The 20384-nt window shown below is 55.9% G+C and carries 22 protein-coding genes and 2 pseudogenes; 16 read left to right on the top strand and 8 right to left on the bottom strand.

Annotated elements, in window-relative coordinates; genetic code table 11:
• Positions 1-66: 66 nt before the first annotated feature.
• Positions 67-1185, bottom strand: coding sequence for an XRE family transcriptional regulator (locus RM463_RS09685; protein WP_161629681.1), 1119 nt, complete (start codon positions 1183-1185; stop codon positions 67-69).
• Entirely contained in the window at positions 1172-1816 is a 645-nt protein-coding gene (locus RM463_RS09680; protein ID WP_152527138.1) for a hypothetical protein, read from the bottom strand. Before RM463_RS09680 ends, RM463_RS09685 begins: the two co-directional genes overlap by 14 nt.
• 125 nt (positions 1817-1941) lie before the next feature.
• Between RM463_RS09680 and RM463_RS09675 the strand changes: the two genes are divergently transcribed.
• Positions 1942-2901: a hypothetical protein gene (locus RM463_RS09675; protein ID WP_311429863.1), complete on the top strand. Its 960-nt coding sequence runs from the start codon at positions 1942-1944 to the stop codon at positions 2899-2901.
• On the top strand, positions 2898-3020 hold the full coding sequence (locus RM463_RS09670) for an ADP-ribosylglycohydrolase family protein (RefSeq protein WP_311429862.1): 123 nt from the start codon (positions 2898-2900) through the stop codon (positions 3018-3020). Before RM463_RS09675 ends, RM463_RS09670 begins: the two co-directional genes overlap by 4 nt.
• Before the next feature lie 53 nt (positions 3021-3073).
• On the opposite strand, the gene RM463_RS09665 is transcribed toward RM463_RS09670, so the two are convergent.
• Together RM463_RS09665 and RM463_RS09660 are read right to left on the bottom strand one after the other, a co-directional pair.
• Positions 3074-4081, bottom strand: coding sequence for a WYL domain-containing protein (locus tag RM463_RS09665; protein ID WP_311429861.1), 1008 nt, complete (start codon positions 4079-4081; stop codon positions 3074-3076).
• A 61-nt stretch (positions 4082-4142) separates the two neighbouring features.
• Positions 4143-4784: a DUF2201 family putative metallopeptidase gene (locus RM463_RS09660; protein WP_311429860.1), complete on the bottom strand. Its 642-nt coding sequence runs from the start codon at positions 4782-4784 to the stop codon at positions 4143-4145.
• Positions 4785-4863: 79 nt separating this feature from the next.
• Here RM463_RS09660 and RM463_RS09655 point away from each other — a divergent pair, with 79 nt between their 5' ends.
• The 9 genes from RM463_RS09655 (at position 4864) to RM463_RS09615 (ending at position 11280) form a co-directional block, all read left to right on the top strand.
• Complete coding sequence (locus RM463_RS09655; RefSeq protein ID WP_311429859.1) at positions 4864-5205, top strand: hypothetical protein; 342 nt, start codon at positions 4864-4866, stop codon at positions 5203-5205.
• Positions 5198-5857: a hypothetical protein gene (locus RM463_RS09650; RefSeq protein WP_311429858.1), complete on the top strand. Its 660-nt coding sequence runs from the start codon at positions 5198-5200 to the stop codon at positions 5855-5857. Before RM463_RS09655 ends, RM463_RS09650 begins: the two co-directional genes overlap by 8 nt.
• 72 nt (positions 5858-5929) lie before the next feature.
• Entirely contained in the window at positions 5930-7042 is a 1113-nt protein-coding gene (locus RM463_RS09645) for an ADP-ribosylglycohydrolase family protein (protein ID WP_311429857.1), read from the top strand.
• Between the two features lie 39 nt (positions 7043-7081).
• Positions 7082-8035, top strand: a complete 954-nt coding sequence (locus tag RM463_RS09640; RefSeq protein WP_311429856.1) for a metallophosphoesterase — start codon at positions 7082-7084, stop codon at positions 8033-8035.
• 38 nt (positions 8036-8073) lie between these two features.
• On the top strand, positions 8074-9243 hold the full coding sequence (locus RM463_RS09635) for a hypothetical protein (protein ID WP_311429855.1): 1170 nt from the start codon (positions 8074-8076) through the stop codon (positions 9241-9243).
• Between the two features lie 231 nt (positions 9244-9474).
• Positions 9475-9879 (top strand): hypothetical protein, encoded by a 405-nt coding sequence (locus RM463_RS09630; RefSeq protein WP_311429854.1) that lies wholly within the window; start codon positions 9475-9477, stop codon positions 9877-9879.
• 119 nt (positions 9880-9998) lie between these two features.
• On the top strand, positions 9999-10646 hold the full coding sequence (locus tag RM463_RS09625) for a HEPN domain-containing protein (RefSeq protein WP_311429853.1): 648 nt from the start codon (positions 9999-10001) through the stop codon (positions 10644-10646).
• 18 nt (positions 10647-10664) lie between these two features.
• Positions 10665-10979, top strand: coding sequence for a hypothetical protein (locus RM463_RS09620; protein WP_311429852.1), 315 nt, complete (start codon positions 10665-10667; stop codon positions 10977-10979).
• Positions 10945-11280: a hypothetical protein gene (locus RM463_RS09615; RefSeq protein WP_311429851.1), complete on the top strand. Its 336-nt coding sequence runs from the start codon at positions 10945-10947 to the stop codon at positions 11278-11280. The genes RM463_RS09620 and RM463_RS09615 overlap by 35 nt, the downstream gene beginning before the upstream one ends.
• A gap of 24 nt (positions 11281-11304) precedes the next feature.
• On the opposite strand, the gene RM463_RS09610 is transcribed toward RM463_RS09615, so the two are convergent.
• The 3 genes from RM463_RS09610 to RM463_RS09600 all read right to left on the bottom strand — a co-directional run bounded on the left by RM463_RS09610 (position 11305) and on the right by RM463_RS09600 (position 13076).
• On the bottom strand, positions 11305-12105 hold the full coding sequence (locus tag RM463_RS09610; protein WP_311429850.1) for a tetratricopeptide repeat protein: 801 nt from the start codon (positions 12103-12105) through the stop codon (positions 11305-11307).
• The gene (locus RM463_RS09605) at positions 12093-12371 is read right to left on the bottom strand and encodes a hypothetical protein (RefSeq protein WP_311429849.1); all 279 of its coding nucleotides are present in this window, start codon (positions 12369-12371) and stop codon (positions 12093-12095) included. The genes RM463_RS09610 and RM463_RS09605 overlap by 13 nt, the downstream gene beginning before the upstream one ends.
• A gap of 96 nt (positions 12372-12467) precedes the next feature.
• Positions 12468-13076: an HNH endonuclease domain-containing protein gene (locus tag RM463_RS09600; protein WP_311429848.1), complete on the bottom strand. Its 609-nt coding sequence runs from the start codon at positions 13074-13076 to the stop codon at positions 12468-12470.
• A 408-nt stretch (positions 13077-13484) separates the two neighbouring features.
• Here RM463_RS09600 and RM463_RS09595 point away from each other — a divergent pair, with 408 nt between their 5' ends.
• Together RM463_RS09595 and RM463_RS09590 are read left to right on the top strand one after the other, a co-directional pair.
• Positions 13485-14378 (top strand): LysR substrate-binding domain-containing protein, encoded by an 894-nt coding sequence (locus RM463_RS09595; protein WP_311429847.1) that lies wholly within the window; start codon positions 13485-13487, stop codon positions 14376-14378.
• A 105-nt stretch (positions 14379-14483) separates the two neighbouring features.
• Positions 14484-15222, top strand: a pseudogene (locus tag RM463_RS09590) (transposase); the annotation flags it as partial.
• Positions 15223-15279: 57 nt separating this feature from the next.
• On the opposite strand, the pseudogene RM463_RS09585 reads toward RM463_RS09590, so the two are convergent.
• Positions 15280-16537, bottom strand: a pseudogene (locus RM463_RS09585) (ISL3 family transposase).
• Between the two features lie 1019 nt (positions 16538-17556).
• Between RM463_RS09585 and RM463_RS09580 the strand changes: the two are divergent.
• From RM463_RS09580 to dctP, 3 genes are read left to right on the top strand one after another with little or no spacing between them, the layout of a single operon-like run.
• A complete protein-coding gene (locus RM463_RS09580) occupies positions 17557-18039 on the top strand; it encodes a TRAP transporter small permease subunit (RefSeq protein WP_311429846.1) in 483 nt (160 codons plus the stop codon).
• Positions 18032-19330, top strand: a complete 1299-nt coding sequence (locus RM463_RS09575; RefSeq protein WP_311429845.1) for a TRAP transporter large permease — start codon at positions 18032-18034, stop codon at positions 19328-19330. Before RM463_RS09580 ends, RM463_RS09575 begins: the two co-directional genes overlap by 8 nt.
• Before the next feature lie 48 nt (positions 19331-19378).
• Positions 19379-20383 carry a TRAP transporter substrate-binding protein DctP gene (gene dctP / locus RM463_RS09570; protein ID WP_311429844.1) on the top strand — a complete coding sequence of 335 codons (1005 nt, stop codon included), beginning with the start codon at positions 19379-19381 and terminating at the stop codon, positions 20381-20383.
• Position 20384: the final 1 nt, after the last annotated feature.

Here is a 20384-nt window from a genome sequence, read left to right as displayed (position 1 = left end):
TGTTGATAACGAAATGCAGACTTCCAGGTTGGGAGTCTGCATTTCAAGAGGAACAATGTGGTGGCGCTACTGTACAATGGTTAAGGATGGGCGCCTAAATCTCGTATACCATTCTTGAGAGAGCTCATTGTCTGGGATTTCGGGCAGCACATTTGCCAGAAGCTCTGGCTGTACGCCTATTTCCGCAGCAAGGTCGATCAGGTTCATTCCGAAATGCTCATGCAAAACTTTGAATGACTTTATCAGTAGCTCTGCTTGCTCTTTCTTTACAAGGTGATCCTCATTTTCTCTCTTGCTTTGCCCGCTGTTTTTTAGGTAAATCACTCCGCCTTTATAGGTTTGCTCGGTGAGCATTCCTAGAGACTTGGCTCTATATAAAATAGCTGCTTTAGAGGCTCCGAACTGCATTTTGATTTCAGTTATGCATTGCCAGTCCAAGCGCCTTCCTTTCAAGCGAAATACTTTAGCAAACGTAGCCCTTGGGAGGAGAAAAGCCGATGCAAAGCGGTTTGCTTCGGTTTCGGTTGCTCTATCTCCCGTAATTATTCCTTCGTGTAATATTAGATGTGCCATCTCATGGGCAATGTCGAAACGCTGCCTGAAGGGGCTTTCTTTAGCATCGTTTCTAACAATTATGGGCCTTGATGCTGGGATTGATAGGGCATCAATTTCCGTTGAGGCGTCACGAAAAAATGTCACTAATGCCCCTGCATGCTCAACGACGCTTACCATATTGTCGATTGGGCCTAATCCTAATCCCCAATAGCTTCTGGTGCGCTCGGCGGCACGCTCAATTTCTTCAAAACTCACCGCTCCAGAGAAATCCGGAAAGTCTACATGAGGCAAAGCGACGCGCCTATCAATATAGTTGGCAAGATGGCCGAAAATGGTCCCCCTGGCTAGCACCTTCAATCGTGTGCTTACCTTGGTAGAGGATAGCCGGCGGAAGTGCGCCTGATCCTCAGAGGGGCCGGGTGGAGTTTGCTTGTAAAAAAACTCAGGTGTTACTTTAAGGCACTTGCTGATTAGCTCAACCGTATCGCTGCTAATGTTTTTCCCTGCTTTTCCATTCTCAATTTGAGAGATGTACTGTCTCGTTTTTCCGATCTCTTCAGCAATTTCGCTTAACGTTTTCCCCCAGTAGTGGCGAGCAAGGCGAAGCTGGCTTCCTTCAAACTGTGCCATCGTGTGACTTCTGGATTTCATGGGTTTCATCTTCGACTAAAATATCTCGGCGAGGCTCGAGGTTGATCGGCGGAAGCTTGGCAGCAGCAGGTATTTCTTCACTTGAAGAAACAAAGGTTTTTATGGCTTTGTTAAATTGCCATTTTGCGATTGCTTGCTTTAGTCCAGGTTTGTATTTTACGCAAAAAACTTCATGCTCGTCATCCTCTTCAATTGCCTTTCTGATCATGAAGCGCCAGAGTCCGTCAGGTTCCTCTTCTTCATGCGCATCTTCAAATAAAGGCAAAGTGATATTTGAGGATTCTGCTTCGGTTGGCGTTAGCGCGAATTTCTTTTTTGGGCTTTCGGGGTCATCGCAAAAGAAGCGGAATACTGTGGTATCGCCTATTCTAAACTGGATGTCGTTACCTCGGTGAACAATTCTTAACCAAGAGAAGCGGGTTTCATTTTCTAGAATTGCTTTTCTCACCCAAGCCCAACCTCTAGAGCCTTGAGTATAGGCATCATCGTATTTGTGCTGTGTGCTGGAAATTGCCTCGGAGTAGACGTCTAGAATGAGCCGTGCAAAATCATGTAGGCGATCTTCAGTCAGCTCTGGGTCAAGTGCAGAGGGGTGGGCTGCTTGCGGCATGTGAATATTCCATTAGGTCACTTTGTAAAGAGCATGATTGTTCCTTTTCTGAGATTTGTCAAGCATCCGGATCAGCCGTCGGTGGTGTACCCTGATGCCATCGCTTCTGCCACGCCGAGCCACTCATGAGCCAGTCCACCTATCGCCACTATCCCAGCTTCACCCGCCGCTATGTGCGCTCGGTGATGAAGATGATGGGCTTGCCCAAGAAGCCCAAGGTCGAGGCCGAGGTCTTCGCCAGCATGCTGCAGGATCAGGAGCTTGCGCTCTCCATCAACGGCGAGGTGCTGATGCTCGAGTGGCACCACGCCCGCGAGGGCAGGGTGGTGGTGCCGGAACCGACCCTGTCGCAGTGGCTGCAGACGGTGAAGCTCAGCCAGGTGCAGGGCGATGCCTGGTCGTGGCCCTGGGAGTTCTGCACCCTCTCGTTCCCGACGAGCCAGACGTTCCATGGCCACCCGGTGGACGGTGCTCTGGTCACCTGGGTGGACTCCACCACGCTGCCCGGACGCTACGAGAGCTTCCTGGGCGCCCATGGCAATCCCAACGGCGTCGATATGCTCGGCATCGGCGAGCCGTGGCTGATGGTGGCGATCCACAATCCGCTGGACACCCAGCCGAGCGTCAACCCGACCATGCTGCGCGGGGCTTTCTCGCCTCATCAGATCAGTGACTTCATCAACCGCGAGGCGATCGAGCATGCTGGCGGTCGCGCCGCCCCGCTGGCGGACGAAGAGGGCATGATCCTGCGCGAGGTGGTGCGCTATGTGCTTTCGCTGGGTATGTATCTCTCGGCCTATCCCGAGGCGCAGTCCAGCGGCGTGCCGTCCTGGATGAAGAACAAGCATCCGGAGGGGAAGAAAGGCGTTCCGTTCGCTCAGGTCGGTGTCGACCGCGAGGATCGCGAGCTCTCCCTGGCGATGACCGCTCCGCGCTCGGTATCGCCCTACTGGCGACAGCTGCGCGACGAACGTTTCTATCGCGGCAAGTGGGCCGATCACCGGCGCGGCAGCCGCTACGTGCTGGTCAGTGGCTACGAGGTGGGGGCGGAGAAGACGGTGGGGGTGGAGTCGGTAGATCCATGACCGTGACAGAGTCGCACTCACGTTGGGAAGGCTGCCTGTTGGGCCTGGCGGTGGGGGATGCCCTGGGGGCTCCGCTGGAGTTCCATCGCCGTGAGCGCATCACCCGATCACTGGAATGATCGAGGGCGGCAAATTCCGTATGCGTCGGGTTGAGTGAAAGAAAAGGTTTTGTTCATTCTCCGCGCTCAACGATGGCCCTGGCAGTCTCATAAATCTCGGCCCGCCAGGCCTCAGGTTCAAGGATCTCCACGTTGGCGCCCATGCCCATCAGCCACCACAGGGTCTGCTGGTCGTCGGGTACCTTCGCCTCCAGCCGTTGCCAATCGCTGCCGGGTAGCGGCGTAAGCCGTTGTTCCTCGGACAGTGGTGTCTCGCTGAGCAGCCAGGCCACCTGGGGTGCGACATTGGCTACCAGCGTTACGGGTAACTTGCTCTGCAAATAGCCGAAGGCGCCGCCCGCGATGTAGTCGTCCAGGTCGAAGTCCCCGGCGTCATGCCAGGCAGCCTCGCTGAGGCGTGCCTCCTCGATGCGGTGCAGGGCGAATTGGCGTACATCCGTGTAGTCGTTCACCGTGGCCAGCAGGTAGGTCACGCTGTGGCGGCTGACCAGCCCCTGCGGGTGCAGGGTGAAGTGCTTTTCTTCCTCGGCACTACGCGACAGGTAGGTGACATCGATGGCGCGCTGGCTCAGCAAGGCCTCGGACACTGTCTGCCACGTCGCCGCGCTGAGCGGTGCCGGAATCAGTGCCTTGCCGTTGGGTATGGCACGCACCCGCCGGGCCCACTGGCTCAACCCGTTCTGATCTAGGTCATCCAGTAGCTGGCGGGCGTCGCGAAACTGCGGGGCCAGCTGGTCGACCACCACCGGCGGCAGCAGGCCTTTCAGGTACTCCTCGGCCAGCACCAGGGTGAGGGCGCTGGGGATGTCCAGGGCCGGCAGGCTGCAATGGAAGTCGCGATCGAAATACCAGCGGTAGGGCTTCTGGCTGTCGTCACACACCAGCGGGAAGTGCAGCGAGAGGCGGTCGCGCAGGTCGCGCTGCAGCGAGCGGGTATCGATCTGGAACCCTCGCTCCTGGAGCTTCTCCAGCAGCACCGGCGTGCTGATGCGGCCCGGGCTGCGCGGGATCAGCTGCAGCATGGCCAGGTAGCGGAACAGGGTATCGCGAATCTCGGACATGGACGTTCCTTGTCGGGGTGCTGGACTCACTCTGCCAGCCTAAGGGAAGTGAAGCGACAAATCACACGCGCGTGAGGAGCCACGCGGCCACATCGTCCGACAGCCAGCGTGTGCCCAGGTAGTGCTTCACTGCTGCCCGGAGATGCCGCTGCCATTCGACCCTGAGCTTCTCGAGGTCGTGGAGTGCCGGGGCGGCGTCGATCTGGCCGTATAGCTGATCCGCGGGATGCTCGGCCTCTGGCCAGGGATGGTCAGCCAGCCAGGCGTAGACCTCTTCACGCCCCAAGGTAATCGCGGCCGGGAACAGCACTGCTTCTGCAGGCAGGGGCGCCCCCAGCTGCAACAACTGGGCATTGATGGCGTGATCACAGGCCAGATGCCAGCGGTGGGGCGACTCATGGTGAGAGGGCCGGTAGTCACCGGCGGCCGCATGCCACACCAGGTGCTCCTGAATCTGGCGACGCTGCGGTTCCTCGAGGCCCGTGCTCCAGGCAGGCTGAAACAGCAAGCGTCGGCCATCGGTGGTGGCCGTAGTGAGCCACGGCTCGTCCACGGCCACGTTCTCCAGCGGCTCCGCCAGTGCCGCGCTGATCGGCCGCTGTTCTGCCCACGCCTGACGATCCTGCCGCCAGGCCGCCACCTGTTCGGCGGCCATGGCCGCCATCACTCCGTGACTCGTAGCGAGTCTCTCGTCCCGTCGCATGTCTCTCCCTCCTGGCTCGACCTGGCTCATGCTCGCCCGGTAAAGCGACATGCCGTGTCGCATGCCTAGGTCACCCTGGATGTATCACGCTGAACAGGAGGTCGAGGCGATGCAGACACCCCCTATAAATCCGGCACGTCGGGATGCCCTCGCGGAGCGCATCTCCCGCTGGCTCTTCACCCAGGATCCGATGCACACCTGCTGTGTCGAGAACGATGCCGTCGATGAGTACGACGCCGTGGCGCGCTACCTGGTCGATCGGCTGACACAAGGTGACGCCCCCGCCGTGGCGCTCCATACCACGCTGGCCGTGTGGTTCGGTGACGAGCTGGTGGACCAGGCACGCCTAAGGCCCCTGGTGCGCTCGCTGGGTGAGCTGCTGGATGCCGAGCCTCTCGATGGAGGAGACACCCATGAGTGATTTGCCGCAGCAGATCAAGCAACGCGCGAAGTTCCGAGCGGAGGATGACCTGCTTCGCCAGATGGGCTACGCCAAGCCAGGCCGTCGTCACCGTGAGCGCCTCGCCATGGTGCTGGCGGATCCGGCGCTGGGGCTGGGGACGCCCATGTATGATTTCGTTCATGGCCGCCGTGACTTCCTGCGTGCCCTGTGCCGCGCCTTGCGCATCCCCGAGCACAGCTGCCGGGCATTCATCGCCGAGCGTGATGCGCTCGAGAAGGCCGAACGCCAGGCCTACCCGCCGTGGCTGTTCGTCGATACCGGCTTCAAGCGCGCGGATCGCCCGGGGATGCCAATCTTCATCCTGGCCATGATCGAGTCGAAACGCCGACTCCCTCTACCCCCGGATACCTTCCGGCTGCCCTGGGAGGAGCAACTGCAGACTGCCCAGCAGACGGTACGTCAGCACATAGCTGATACCGGAGGCGAGTTGAAAATTTGGGGACGCATCCAGCGCTACCTCTTCTGTTACGCTGAGGATCACCAGCTGGAGATCGCACCGAGCGGCGAGGTGCGGGGGGAGGCCTCGGGAAGGGGGCTGTCTCAAGCCAGTATGACCCTCAAGGGCAAGCCAGTCTCCCTGCTGAGTGATGACAAGGATGATGCGACATGAAGTGTCGTATCAGGCCGTCAGACTGAAGGCATCGGGCCTTCGCGGTCCCTCGAAACGACAAGGAGCCAGTCCATGCCTGCCATGCCGACCCTGCAGGAACGTTTCACCGGCTGTCTGCTCGGGGGCGCCGTCGGCGATGCCCTGGGCGCGCCGGTCGAGTTCATGAGCCGCCAGCGAATCCACCAGCAATTTGGCCCGCAGGGCATTGCTGACTATGCACCGGCCTTCGGCGGGCTCGGTGTGATCACCGACGACACCCAGATGACGCTGTTCACCGCCGAAGGGCTATTACGTGCCGATGTGCGCGGCAGCATGCGCGGCATGTGTCATCCGCCCTCCGTCATCGCCCACGCCTACCTGCGCTGGCTGGTGACCCAAGGGAGCGAGCCGACCCCGGAAATCCGCGAAGGGCTGCTGAAGCACAGCCTGGAAGAGGCGCCAGGGTGGCTGATCCAGCATCGCGAACTGCACCACAGGCGTGCCCCGGGGAATACCTGCCTCTCGGCGCTGCAATCCATGACGCTCCTCGGTGACAAGGCCATCAACAACAGCAAGGGCTGCGGCGGAGTGATGCGGGTCGCCCCGGTGGGGCTCTACCTCTGGCCCAGCCACGATATCTGGCCCGCCTTCGAGCTGGCGTGTGAATCGGCCGCGATCACCCATGCTCATCCTTCGGGAATCCTGCCGGCCGGCGTCCTGGCGGCACTGATCCTGCAGCTGCTGCATGGCAACACCTTGCGCGGTGCCCTCGAGCTGGCCATGGAGGAGCTGAAGACGCACGCTGACCATGAAGAGACATCGCAGTTTCTGATCACCGCCATCGAGCTGGCCGACTCGACGCTTTCCCCCGAGCAGGCCATTGGCTTTCTCGGCGAGGGCTGGGTGGCCGAGGAGGCGCTGGCCATTGCCGTCTACTGCGCGCTCGTCGCCGAGGGTTTTCGCCATGGCGTGATGTTGTCCGTCAATCACGACGGCGACTCCGACTCCACCGGTGCCATCGCCGGCAATCTTCTCGGCGTGATGTATGGGGTCAACGCCATCCCCAGCGCCTGGCTGGAGCCCCTGGAGCTTCGCGAGGTGATCACCGAGGTGGCCCAGGACCTGCTGGCTGTGAACGATTGGGATGTGGATGAGATGGGCGGCAAGGATAACGACTGGGTATGGGAGAAATACCCGGGGTTCTGAGCGCACACGCATTGTCAGTAACGGGCACAGGAGGCCTGCATGTATGACCTGATTGGCGATATCCATGGGTATGCCGAGCCACTCAAGCGACTGCTCGACACCTTGGGCTACCGGGAAACCGACGGTGTCTGGTCACATCCCGAGCAGCGACGGGTGATCTTCCTCGGTGACTTCGTCGACCGTGGCCCACACCAGGTCGAGACGGTGCAGATCGCCCGCGCCATGGTCGAGGCCGGCACGGCACTGGCCGTGATGGGGAATCATGAGTTCAATGCCGTGGCCTGGGCCACGCCGGACCCTGAGCACCCCGGCGAGCACCTGCGCACGCACAACGACAAGAACCGCGGCCAGCACCAGGACTACCTGGAGCAGGTTGGTGAGGGCAGTGAGCTGCATCGCGAGCATATCGCCTGGTTCAAGACGCTGCCGCTCTATCTCGACCTGGAGGAGCTGCGCGTGGTGCATGCCTGCTGGCACCTCCCGTCCATCGACACCCTCGAGGGCTTTGTCGATTCACAGCAGCGCATCCTGCCGGATGCCTGGCCCGATCTGGCCCGCAAGGACGGGGCAGGCTTCGAGGCCCTGGAAACCCTGCTCAAGGGGCTGGAGGTGCCTCTCCCCACCGGATACGAGTTCTCCGACAAGGATGGCAACCCGCGCCACCACATCCGCACCCGCTGGTGGGAGCTGGAGCGCCTGACCTATCGCGACCTGGCCATGGTGCCGGCGGAAGCCATCAATGACATCCCGCATAAGCCGATTCCCGAGGATGTGCTGCCCGGCTATGCCGGTGACAAGCCGCTGTTTGTCGGCCACTACTGGCTGACCGGCACGCCCGAGCCGCTCAATCGCTATATCGCCTGCCTGGATTACAGCATCGCCGGTGGCCATCACCGCAGCGACGACCCGAACAAGCTGTGCGCCTACCGCTGGAATGGCGAGAGTGAGCTGACGGCAGACAACATGGCCTGGGTATGCAGCACTAACACCTGACACTTCTTCAAATGCAACACAAAACCAGGGAAGACATAATGACGATCGAAAAGATTGAAGCTTGCAGCGCAATCATGCTCGAAAAAGGCTGGGCTACTGATCAGTCCACGATCTCTCCTTCCATGCTGAAGGATCTCAGCGAGGAAGAGGCGACCACGCTCGCTGGGAAGAAAATGACGCTGCCGCTCGACTGGCGCAAGTTCAAGAGCAGCTTTGTCGAGTCGCAAGCCGAACTCGGATTTGAGTGGAACGCCGGGCAAGGACATGGAGGACCTTTGGAGCTCAACGAGGTTCGCTTCCCGGAAGCAGTAGGCGTTGAGCTTGCTACCGGTCTGATGAAACGAAAAATTACAACTGGGACTCTTGCCAAGGCAGTGTCAGATATCCTCCCCAAAACTCAGGAGTTTGTTGAAAAATCCGGCGCGCAGCTTGAGCTTGGGGACCTGAGGAAAGGCTTCAAGGACCATGATGCCTCTGGTTACAGCTACAGATTTTCACCGGGAAGAGGAAGTCGTCGCTTTACTTTGTCATTGGATATTTACAAGTACCAAGGAGGTAGTAGAAGCTCGCGAAAGCGTGAAGAGGAATTCGGAGAAGCCATCGAGGAGCATGTAAAGTCGCTCTTTGATCTTGACGAAAAAGATCACGCACAGCGGAAGCGGAAAGGAAGGCGTTACGAGAATGCTGATATTGTCGGGTTCCGGATATCCCGGAGAATGGAGGGTGATAAATTCATCATGTACAGTTTTGAGGTGAAGCCTGCTAATGACATTGGCAGCATCTCTCAAGCCATCAGCCAGGCAGTGAATTACCGTTCTCGTGCCAACTACACTTATATCGTGATCCCACAGATGGATTACAGCAGTTTTCACGACAACGACCGCCTAGCAGACCTGCTGAGCATGTGCCGAGACAATGCCATTGGTGCTTTGTCGGTAAACATGGATACCGACACACATGAAGTATTGGATGTTGTTGAAGTGCAGTCTGCTATTGATACCGGTTTGGACGACACAGAATGGCTTTCCAGCCTAGTAGACGCTTCAGATTTCGAGCACTGTCCATTGTGCAGAAAAGTTGTGAACAAGAATACCCGGACTTATTGTGGATGGAGTTTTTACAAAGATATACAAAGCAAAGGCAGCAAGGATGATGGTGAGAAAGTTTGTATGAAACTGGCGATGGAGAGTCAGGTAAGAAACAGCTAATCTATAGTCCATGCACTCTGTCTCACGGTAAACAATCCGGTGAGCCAGTTCACCGGATTTATAAAACCAAACCAGAGTTACCTGCACCGTTGACCGCTTCAAGCTTCAATGGGTGATTAGCGACGGCAGATTATGACCCCTTCAGGAGGAAATCGCAAGGAACCCAAGCGTCTACAGGATATTCCGCCGTGGCTACCGCCGGATCAGAAATAGAGCAGCTTTGGTGGGTCGGTGAGTCCTCGGGCGAGTGAATCCAGACGCCCTCTATTTCGACTGTTTTCCCTACGAAGCGACAACGCCGACGAGCTGTTCTTCGTTAATGACACCGATGAAACCCTTGCGCACGTTGCCGCTTTTACGGGGGGCTTCATCACAGCGGATGACGATGCCTTGTCGCTCGAGGGGGCCAACCTCGTCTATCACGATGTTTGTCCTGGCGAAGGGGTCAAGGTCGAGGCGTTCGATGGCTACTACGACCTCGACTATGTCTTTCAGCTCAGCTTCGAGGTCGCTTGTGGTCAGGGAACTTGGCGCATCCTCACTCGAGCTCAGAAGGGGAGCATTGCCGCACAGGAATTGCTGTGGGATGACGGGAGCCCGGGTAGGCATGTCAACGCCAGCCTGCGTTCCGGATAACTCCTAGAATCGGTACGTGGCATTACGCAAGACACCAGGAGGTCTGCCACCATCACTGCAGGGGTGCGCCTTAGGGGCCATACTCTCGTGACACCCACAATCTCAAGGAGGAGACCGTCATGTGGATGACCCACTCGCATCTAAAGGCTCGCCAGCGGGCCGAGCGCCATCAGCACGCCGAAGGCATCGGCCTGCGTATCCATCGGGCACTGAGCTGGCTGCTGCGCTCGGAGTTGTGCGATGACGACGACGGCCGCTTCATCTTCCTGTGGATCGCCTTCAACGCCGCGTATGCCAACGACCTGGGTGAGATGCGCGTGCCCGAGAGCCGCCTGCTGGGAGAGTTCCTGCAGCGCCTGAGCCAGCTGGACCACCACGACTACCTCTACCAGCTGGTGTGGAGCCGCTACCCCGGGGCGATCCGCGTGCTGCTCGACAACCGCTACGTCTTCCAGCCCTACTGGGACCATCAGAATGGCCTCCCCGGCAGCGAGGACTGGGAGGAGCGCTTCGCCTCGGCGCGTCAGGCGGCCCATGCGGCGCTGGCCAATCACGACACCGGCACCGTGTTGAGCATCGTCTTCCAGCGGCTCTACACCCTGCGCAACCAGCTGATCCACGGCGGCGCCACCTGGGGCAGCTCGGTCAACCGCGAGCAGCTGCGCGACGCCAACAACATCATGGGCGAGGTGGTGCCGGCCATCATCGCCATCCTGCTGGACAATGCCCACCGCCACTGGGGCGATGCGTGCTATCCGGTGCGCTGACGGAGAAGAGGAGGTCACATGCAAGCCAGTGCCTGGCGAGGTGGATCCAGCGCAAGACCCGTCTACGGCATCCGCGTGGGCCGCCCCAACCGTGACGCCCACTTCGACCGTGCTTGGTCGTCGATTGAGGTGGAGATGGATGGCCGATGGGAAACCTTCCAGCTGACCCCGGGCTTCTGGAATCAGTGCACCGAGTTTCGCGACAGAGGCTCACCGCGCATTCGGGAATGGCTCGAGCGGCATTTCACCACCGATTGGCCCAAGGGCTGTCCGCCAAAGTTTCGTCTGGAGGTGCTGGGTGGTGGACGGTTCCGGCTACGGTCTGATGTGTGAGGAGGGTGGCGTGCCATCGGTCATCGACGACGACTTCATGGTCTGCACCGACTGCCTGATGATCATCGCCAACGACGATACCAGCGGGCTGGACTATTCGCTGGGTGAGGAGGAAGCCGAGGCCCGGGAGCGGGAGATTCGCGAGGCCATCGCCGAGATCCAGCGTGAGGAGGGGCAGATCGCGGTAGGCGATAGCGACAGGGACGAGGAGTTCTCCTCGAGCCCCTGCGCCTGCTGCGGCACACGCCTGGCGGGGGGGCGACACCACTGTGTGATCCTGGGAAACAACCGGGAGCGGTAAGCTCCCGGCCGGGGAGGGAGCGTCTTACTTGCCTGCCATGGTCTTGGCGGCGTCGTACTCGGCATCGAGACCGGACTGGGTGTCCAGCGACGGATCGATCTGCTTCAGGCCGACATGCATCATCGACAGCAGCTGCAGGCCGGAGAAGTCGCCGTCCAGGCTCTTGAGCGTGTAGCGCTTGTCCGGGTCGTTGATGGAGAGCCCGCTCTCGCCCAGCTTGGCGATCTCGAAGACCACCTTCGCCAGCTCCTGCTGTTCCATGTTCGCGAAGGTCTCGAAGGCGCCAGTCATGTACATCACCGCGTCCATGCGCAGGCCACCATCGGCCTTCTCCTTCATGGAGCCCTGGGCCAGGCGGCTCAGTGCCTTCTTGGCCTCGGTGGCGATCGGTGAGTTCGGCTCCAGCTCGATGATGCGCTGGTAGATACCGATGGCCTGCTCGTGATTCTGCGGGCCGAGCTCCTCCAGGTTCAGCGCCAGGCCGTACAGGGTGGCGACATCCTTGGGGTTGGCCGCCAAGGCACGCTCGAAGTAGGGCTTGGCGTCTTCATGCTTGCCGCGCTTGGCCAGCAGGCCTGCCAGATTGCGGTTGATCCACAGGTCGTCGGGCAGCTTATCGGCGGCATTGCGCAGGGTGGCTTCTGCCTTGTCCAGCTCACCGAGCTTCACGTAGGAGAAGCCCAGGGCCGCGTGGGCATGGGCATACTCAGGTTCCGCCTTGGTGCAGGCCTTGAGCGGCGCCACCGACTCTTCTGCACGTCCCATCTCCGACAGACAGACGCCGTAGTTGTAGAGGATCTCGGGGTCGTCGGTCATCTCGGCCATGACCTCGAGTGCCGGCAGTGCGTCCTCCAGGAAGCGATGCTCGAGCAGGCCCAGAATGTACTGCTTGGGCTCGACACCCTCCTGCGCGCCACCCCCAGCACATGCCCATCCTGGACGACGATCGCCGCGGTGTAGCCCTTGGCGGCGTACTGCAGCGTGATTGTCTGCAGGACAGCATCCTCGAAGCCCGGGTCATCTCGCGGCGGCAGGCCATCGAGCTTGAGGTCGTCGAGGCTGCGTTTGAAGATCTCGGGGGCTTGCGGCATTGCGTCACCTGCGGGCGTCGATTGAGTGTTGTCGGCAATGGTATCAAGGAATGTGGCGGGCGTTGGAGAAGATGGCGAGTCTCCACACGGGGCCGCTCACTTGGCCAGGCCCTGCCACTCCGCCAGTTGCTGGTTGGCCTTGAGTCGCTGACGCTGCAGCAGCACGCTGTCGTATAGCTGGGTCAGGTCCGCACCGCTGGGCAGGAGCGGCAGAGAAGCCTGCGCTTCGTCGCGGAACTGGCTGGCGAGGGTAGGTTCTGCGTCCAGGATCTCCCACCAGGCCAGGATGTCCTGCCTGGCATACTCCATTAGTGCAGCAGCGGGCAGGCGGTCGGACTTAGCGGCGTTGGCCCGCTCGGTGGCTGGCAGCAGATTCCAGAGATCGTTGTTCTGCCAGCGTGACCACGGAAAGCAGTGGTCCACCGCGTAATGGTGGCGGTGCAGATCCTGGTGGGACCACACGCAGTGCAGCGGTGCCGGCCGGATCAGGTGCCTGGCGATCAGTCGGCGAACCTTGTGCGTTTCACGCCGGCTCTCCGGCCAGGTTAGCGCCCGGTGTAGCAGACCTACATCGGCCTGCGGGTTGTAGTCCTGCATCAGCTGCACCCACTCATGCGTGATCGCGGGCTCCAGCCAGCAGGCATAGCGGCTCATGTAGTCCCACAGCGCAGTGGGCACCCGGTACTCGCCGAACGCGGCCAGCATTTGGGTATCCAGCCGGACGGGCCGGCCGCTGATCCTGATTCCCCGGCGCTGACCGGCAGAGATCAGACCTACACTTCTTGGGCAGATAGTATATTATTTGGTTTTGGGCGCACCCAATGAATTGGGATACATCAACAATCTTTAAAAAATATTGAGGTGTGTTGGACTCAAAGAATTTGTGTTGTAAGGTGCGATATAAATAAACTATTCCATAAAGGTGTGTCCCCTATTGATTTTTCAATTTTTATGGACTGGTTTCTGTCTGACTGCTGCGGATATTGCAAGGCGATAATGAATTAATCGGAAGAGGGCGTTATTCTTTTGGCAAAGGATGTTCAATAAAGCAGTTTAATGAACATGGTGTGCGGTTTTTTTACATGGAAAGTATTTTTTATTAAGGTGTGATAAATGTTGAATTTGCGGCAAATCGAAGCTTTTCGTGCACTAATGATATATCGGACCGTTACTCAAGCAGCCAAAGCAATGCATATTTCGCAGCCTGCCGCAAGCAGGCTTATATCAGATTTGGAATATAATGTTGGTTTTTCTTTATTCCATAGAGATAAAGGCAGGCTGCTTCCAACTCCAGAAGCAATGGCCTTTTTTGATGATGTGGAAAAAGTTTTTACTGGTCTTGATAAAATTGCCGAATCAGCAAAGGAGATTAAGGATTTTAGAACTGGGAGATTGTTTGTTGTTGGGATGCCTGCAATAGCTCATTGTTTGCTCCCCGAAGCGGTGAACAAGTTTTCAGTAAAAAATGATGGCATTACAATAACACTCCAGTCTCACAGCTCTCAGAAAGTTTTAGACTGGATGGCAACACAGCAATGTGATATTGGTTTTATAGGCCTTAAGATTGAAGACCCATCAGTAAAAGTTATACATTTAAAGTCTAGTCCTATGAAAGTTGTCATGCCAAAGAATCATTGGATGGCAATGAAAGATACTGTAAGCATAGATGATTTTGAGGGAGAGAATTATATTTCTTTTGGGCAGAATCAAGACTCTCGCCCATTTGTTGACAAGATTTTTTCAGATAACAAAGTGCAGCGTAAAATAAGGCTGGACACACAACTTTCTAGTGTCGCGTGCGAGATGGTGTTGAACGGTGGTGGGGTTTCTATAGTGGACCCTTTGACAGCCAATTTATATGGTGAAAGAGGGTTGGTAGCAAAACCATTAAGTGAAGTAATCGAATTTCACTATAGTGCAGTGTTGCCGGGTTATAGGCCACCGTCAATGCTAGCTACTAGCTTTCTCGACCTTGTGACAGCGATGTTAAATGAAGAGCTGGATTAATGCATTCGGATTTTCGGATGTTATCGTGAAATAGGCAGCCCGGGATATTTATGAGGCAGACCTGGAAATGGAGATGGCGAATAGTTTTATCTTGGAATCAAGAGGTTGTATGAACTTGGTTCAAGAGGACTGCTCGCCATTGTTGAGTCCCTAACGACTTGGTCGCCCTCGTGCAGCGGCTCTGGGTGTGTCCATCGGAACGGTCAGTGTACGACCAGCGACAGTGGTGCCTTGCTGCTGCGTGAAGCCTTATACAACAACGGCGAGGTCGAGAGGCTCGAAGACAATCTTGTCAACCCACACCACTCGCAGCTTATTCGCCACGTGCTGGTCAGTAAGGTGCGTTATCTGGTGCTGTAGTGGGCGATGGATTGGATTGATCACAGAGATACCGCCATGTTGCGCCGTGTCTCGCTCTGGCAGCTGGTCTGCAGTGATGTAGAGACGTTTCCCCCGGCCCAGGAGCGGCCGTCTCAAGCCATGATGTCGCGGCTGCTGACATGACTGGCCGTAATGACAAGACAGCTGCCTTGCACGAAGGCCTGCTGCGGCTGATGGTCCGGTGCTGCCGTCGCTGAAGAACGGAAAGTCACCCAAGCAACGGATGCTAGACATCGACTACGTGCCGATCGAGGTCCACGGCCATCAGGGCGGTTCGGCCTTCCTCGGCTATGTCAGTACACGGATCTACTCACCACTGGTCGGCTCGTTTGCCGAAACCGGCGACATGGTCGGCGATCTATTGTGCGAGGGCAACCCCGGCTCTGCCAAGAATGCCGACACCAGGATTCCACATCTGGTGCTGTTGCTTAACGAGAGCACTGGCGTCAGGGGCCGAATGCGTGATTAAGAAACCACTGACCAGTCACTTCAGGGGGGCTAATCAAGGTTCTTCGTCGTTTCATGTGGATTTGGCCTGATCGAACAGACGGCCCACCGGGCTGCCAATCAGGTAGATCATGGCGATGAAGTTGGCCTCGTTCCGGTAACCCCGTGCGCGTGACCTCGCCGCCTGAAACAGGCCGTTCATGCCTTCCAGACGTGCGTTTGTCAGTCCCGAGATCCACCTCCTGACCACCGCATCGGCATGGCGCTCCAGCGTCGCCAGCGCTTTTCCCATCGGCTGTTAGCAGTGGCTTCACCGCGACCGCCGCCTTCATGACCTTGAGGTAGTTCGTGATGCGCCACCGAGCCGCGCGTGGCGTCGGCGCCTTCTGGATCCAGCGCAGCTTCTCCTTGATCACCCAGGCATCGGACGTGGCGCTCTGGTCAGCCACCAGCTCCTGGAGCGCCGCCAGCTGCTTGGGCGTCAGGTTCTCGTTGTCCAGGCTCTTCAGCAGGGCCCAGCGCAGCGACTTGGGGTGTTCCTGCTCGCGGCGCTCCTTCTTGCGCACCTCGTCTAGCCGCTTGGTGAAGGTCTGCACGATATGGAACCAGTCGACTGTGACCTCGGCCGTGGGAAGGTGCTCGGCCACGCCGCTCAGGAAGGCGTGTGACATGTCGCAGACGACCTCGACCACGTTGTCCGGATCGCCGCCATGGGCCGCCAGGAAGGCGCTGAAGGCCTTGATAGCGTCCTTGCCGTGGCCGGGGACGGCGAAGATCACCGGCTCCTGCTTGCGCTGCATATCGAGGAACACCGTCACATAGCGCTGACCGCGCCGAGAGGCGGTTTCATCAACACCGACGGTGGCCACGTTGCTCAGATCCAGCTCCCCCAGCATCCGGCCGACGTAGTGGGGCACGATGCGCCACAGCCGCTTGTCAGAGATTTCCAGCTGCCGGGAGACGGCCAGCACTGGCATCTCCTTGACCAGCGACATGGCGGCTTGCTCGAACAGCAGGGTGAAGTCGCTGCCCGGCCGCGCCCAGGGCACCTCGATGCGCTTGATGCCATGCTCGGGGCACTTGGTGCGAGGCACGCGGGCATGCAGGTAGCAGTGATGCTGGAAGAAGTTCAGGTGCCGCCACGTCTTGTCAGCGAAGTCATGAGCCGGACAGGCCTCGCCGCACTCAGGACAGGGGTAGAGGCTGCCACGCTCGGCCTCGACATAGAGATCGAGGCGGTGGGGCGACACGGAGGTATCCAGGTGCTGGTCCTTGAGGATCCAGGGCGCTTCCAGGCCCAGGCCGAGGGTCAGAATCTGGGTGCCGTCCATGCCATGCCTCCTGTCGTCGTGGAGGTCATATCCTGGCCCAGCTCAGGGGGCGAATTCCACACCCAACGACGAAGAGCCCTAATCAAGGCCCTCTTGAATGAGGCGGGTCAAACACTAGCAGCCCAGTGGTTTCCGCGAGATGGGGCCTCCTTGCGGCGTAGCTCTCTGGAGCTTCTGGTTCTCCTTTTGGTTTTCAGTTGATTCTAGATGACATCAATCCGGTCGTTGGTTCCTTCGCAGATTGCGCGCTAGCGCTGGATCCCCTCAGGACAGAGGCCGCACTACCTCAATACTCTGCATACACAGCCTCACTTATGACCGCCGATCCAGTACGGCCTGGAATTTGGCCTGCAAGCTCCGGCCCTCGGGAGCATGACTCTGTTGAGGCAGGAGAATGCTCGCTTGCCGAGCCTTCTTATACCTGTTGTACAGCGTCGCTGCGGAGATCCCCTTCTTCCTGGGGCATCTCCGCTACCGTGCAATTATGCGACGGGCGATGCTTATTGAGAATGGCGATATTACATTCTGCAGGGTAAAGCACGTTGATCACCTATCAATCCGTTCAAGTGACAATTCCTTTGATGCATAGGGGGGCATCCAGGTGGCTAGATTTTAACCCATAGCAGACTGCTCTCTTTGATTAGATTATTGTTATAACTCACTTAATTTTACAAGAGGATGCCATCTGGTTCTTCGTTTCAAGGAGGTACTCATGTATAATTTTTACTCAATGCCGTAAAAAGCAACTCTATTTAGCCTATAAAATATTTAGTCTTTCTTTTTATTTTTTCATATTTGGTTATTAGTTATTATATTTAATATTCCAGTTAAGCAAGTAGAAAAAGAGGTGAGTGATTCGTAGAAGAGGTATAATGTTGGCGCATAGGCTCTGCATCAAACCGTATTGGACCAATGTAGCGTAGCAATGCTAGCTTTAAATTTGTTAATAATAAATTTAGGAAAAATGCGATGTATAAGTTGAAGCTAAAAAAAGTCCAAAACTTCATGATGAGGCTCTGATGAATACCGCAGCAAAGATAATATTGACTTCACTATTAGTAGCTGTTGCTGGGCTGCAGTTTTCTCAAGTAATCACCAGGTATGTCTTAGGAATTTCATTCATGGGGATGCAGGATATGTTGATGTATCCTGTTTTATGGCTATATATATTGGGCAGTGTAAATGCATCTCGAGAAGACCAACAAATAAGAGCGAACGTTTTGGAGATATTTCTCAAAAGCGATTGGGCAAAAAAGGTCCAGCTAATTATATCTGATGTGGTCAGTTTGGCAATAGCTTCATGGCTTACTTTTTGGGCTTGGGATTTCTTTATGTACTCTCTAAAAACGGAGAAGATGAGCCCCGTTCTGTATTGGCCAACAATTTACTCAGATGCGGCACTATTCTTAGGGCTTCTTGCAATGAGCTTGTTTACGGCGATTAATATAGTGACGCGCTTTGTTAGCTTGAATGAAAAGAAAGGGGCGCTTAACAATGCTTGAGTCAGCAGCAGTTGCACTTGGTGTGCTTGTATTCCTGTTAACTATTGGGGTGCCTCTACCCTATTGCTTTGCTGGCGGTATGCTGGCCATGGTGCTGATGGGCGATGCTGTGATGAACGGCGTTATGCTTTGGGGCTATGCACAGATTTCTTCACCTGTTCTGCTTGCAATACCTCTGTTTGTTTTTGCTGGCACCATAATGAGTGTGAGTGGAATTGCTGAAGCTCTGCTAAAATTAGTTAACGAATTTGTTGGAAGAATTAAAGGTGGTTTGGGTGTTGTTGCCACAGTCAGCTGTGGCATTATTGGCGCAATTTCTGGGAGTGGTTTGACTGGAGTAGCTGCTGTCGGACCTGTGCTTATTCCAGAAATGGAAAAGCGAGGTTACCCTAGGTCTTTTGCTGCGGCTCTCATAGCTAATTCATCCGTTCTAGGGCTTTTGATCCCCCCGAGTGTTACCATGATAATATTCGGCTGGGTGACAGAGACATCTATACTTGCAGCCTTCTTGGCAACATTAGGCCCTGGTCTGTTGGTCGCCTTTCTTTTATCTGTTGTTAATATTGTTATGTCGCGTAAGTTTGATCTTATTCTTGATGATCCGTTGCCACTTAAGGAAAAGGTTAGTTCTGTAGCTAAGAGAAGTTTTTCAGCTACGCCTGCTCTTTTAATGCCGGTGATTATACTGGGTGGGATTTATGGCGGAATAATGACTCCTACAGAGGCTGCTGCTGTTGCAGTGATATATGCCATGCCGGTTGGCTGGCTCATTTATAAAGGATTAAGCTTCAAAAGCTTGCTTTCGGCAGGGAAAGAGGCAGGTACATCTGTTGGCGCCATACTTATCATGATTTTCTTTAGCTTGATTCTTAGTCAGATGTTTGTCATGAATGGTGTGCCGCAGGAATTAGTAGATGCTGTTTTTTCAATATCCGAAAACAAGTATATCTTGTTGCTGTTAATTTGTTTGATGTTGTTCGCGCTGGGCATGGTTGTTAACGATATTACTGCAATTATCCTCGTCGCTCCGCTGCTTATGCCATTAATGCAAGCTATGGAAGTGAGTCCTATTCAGTTTGCGGCGATAATTGGTGTTAGTACAGCAATGGGCGGTGTTACGCCTCCATATGCAAGCATTCTTTACTTGGCTGCCAGGGTTGGTAATACTAAGTTTTCTGAAATTATCAAGCCTGCAATGATTATGCTGTTTTTTGCCTACATACCGGTAGCGCTTCTAACAGCATATTGGCCCGGTTTGTCAATGGCCATTCCGGGCCTATTCGGCTACTGAGTAGTAGCTAAATTCCGGTGTTGAATAATTAAAAACCAGGGGTAACTCATGAAACTTAAAACAACTTCCGCAATTTTTTTGGGTGCTATTGTTTCTCTCGACGTAACTAGTGCTATGGCTAGCACGCTAAAAATATCTCACATTAGACCGCAAGGTACTGAGCATGATCAGAATGTGAAAGCTTTAGCGGAGTCTGTTACATCTAAAACTGATGATGTGGACTTTAGGGTTTTTGCTGCAAGCTCTTTGGGTGATTACACCACAGTTCAGGAGAGGGTGTCTGTAGGGGCCGTGGAAATGGCACTTCAACCAATTTCCAGCAGTGCTGATAAAAAGCTACAAATTGGGCTTCTGCCCTATCTCGCATCTGATTGGGATCAAGCAAAGGAAGTATATGGCTCAGGTTCCCCTATCCGCGAGGCAGTTGCTGAGCGTTATGATGAGCAAAATATAAAAGTATTGGCAGGCTATCCTGTCTATTTTGGTGGGATCTCTTTGAATAGGGAGCCTGTCGAAGTGGAAAGTGTTAGTGACAAAGGTGGGGTGAAACTCAGGGTGCCCCCATTTAAAACATTCTCCCTTCTAGGTGAGGCATTGGGTTATATTAGTTCTCCGCTCCCATTCTCTGAAGCATTTACTTCTATTCAAACTGGTGTTGTTGATGGAGCTATAGGTGCCGGTGCCGAGGGGTATTATAACTCATTGAGGGATGTTACTCAGTATTACATTCCTCAGAATACTCATTTCGAGTTCTGGTACCTGTTGGTCAATGAAGACACATTTGACAACCTTAGTAGCGAGGCTCAGTCAGCTCTTCTGAGTGCTGCGGAAAATTTTGAGTCACAACGTTGGGAGCAGGCCGAGTCTTCACAAGAGTTTAATGAAAAGCGCCTGTCTGAGTCCGGGACAGAGGTTGTTGAAGTTTCTAACGAATTGCTTGAAAAAAGTGCAGAGGTAGCAAGAAGTCAGGTATGGCCTGAGATAATTTCTGATATGGGGGAAGACTGGGCTACACCAATTTTGGAAGAAGCTGTAGGGTACTCTGCTAAGTAAT

It is taken from the genome of Halomonas sp. LES1 (assembly GCF_031846005.1).
Lineage (GTDB): Bacteria > Pseudomonadota > Gammaproteobacteria > Pseudomonadales > Halomonadaceae > Halomonas.
This window is presented reverse-complemented; position numbering and strand designations above follow the sequence as displayed.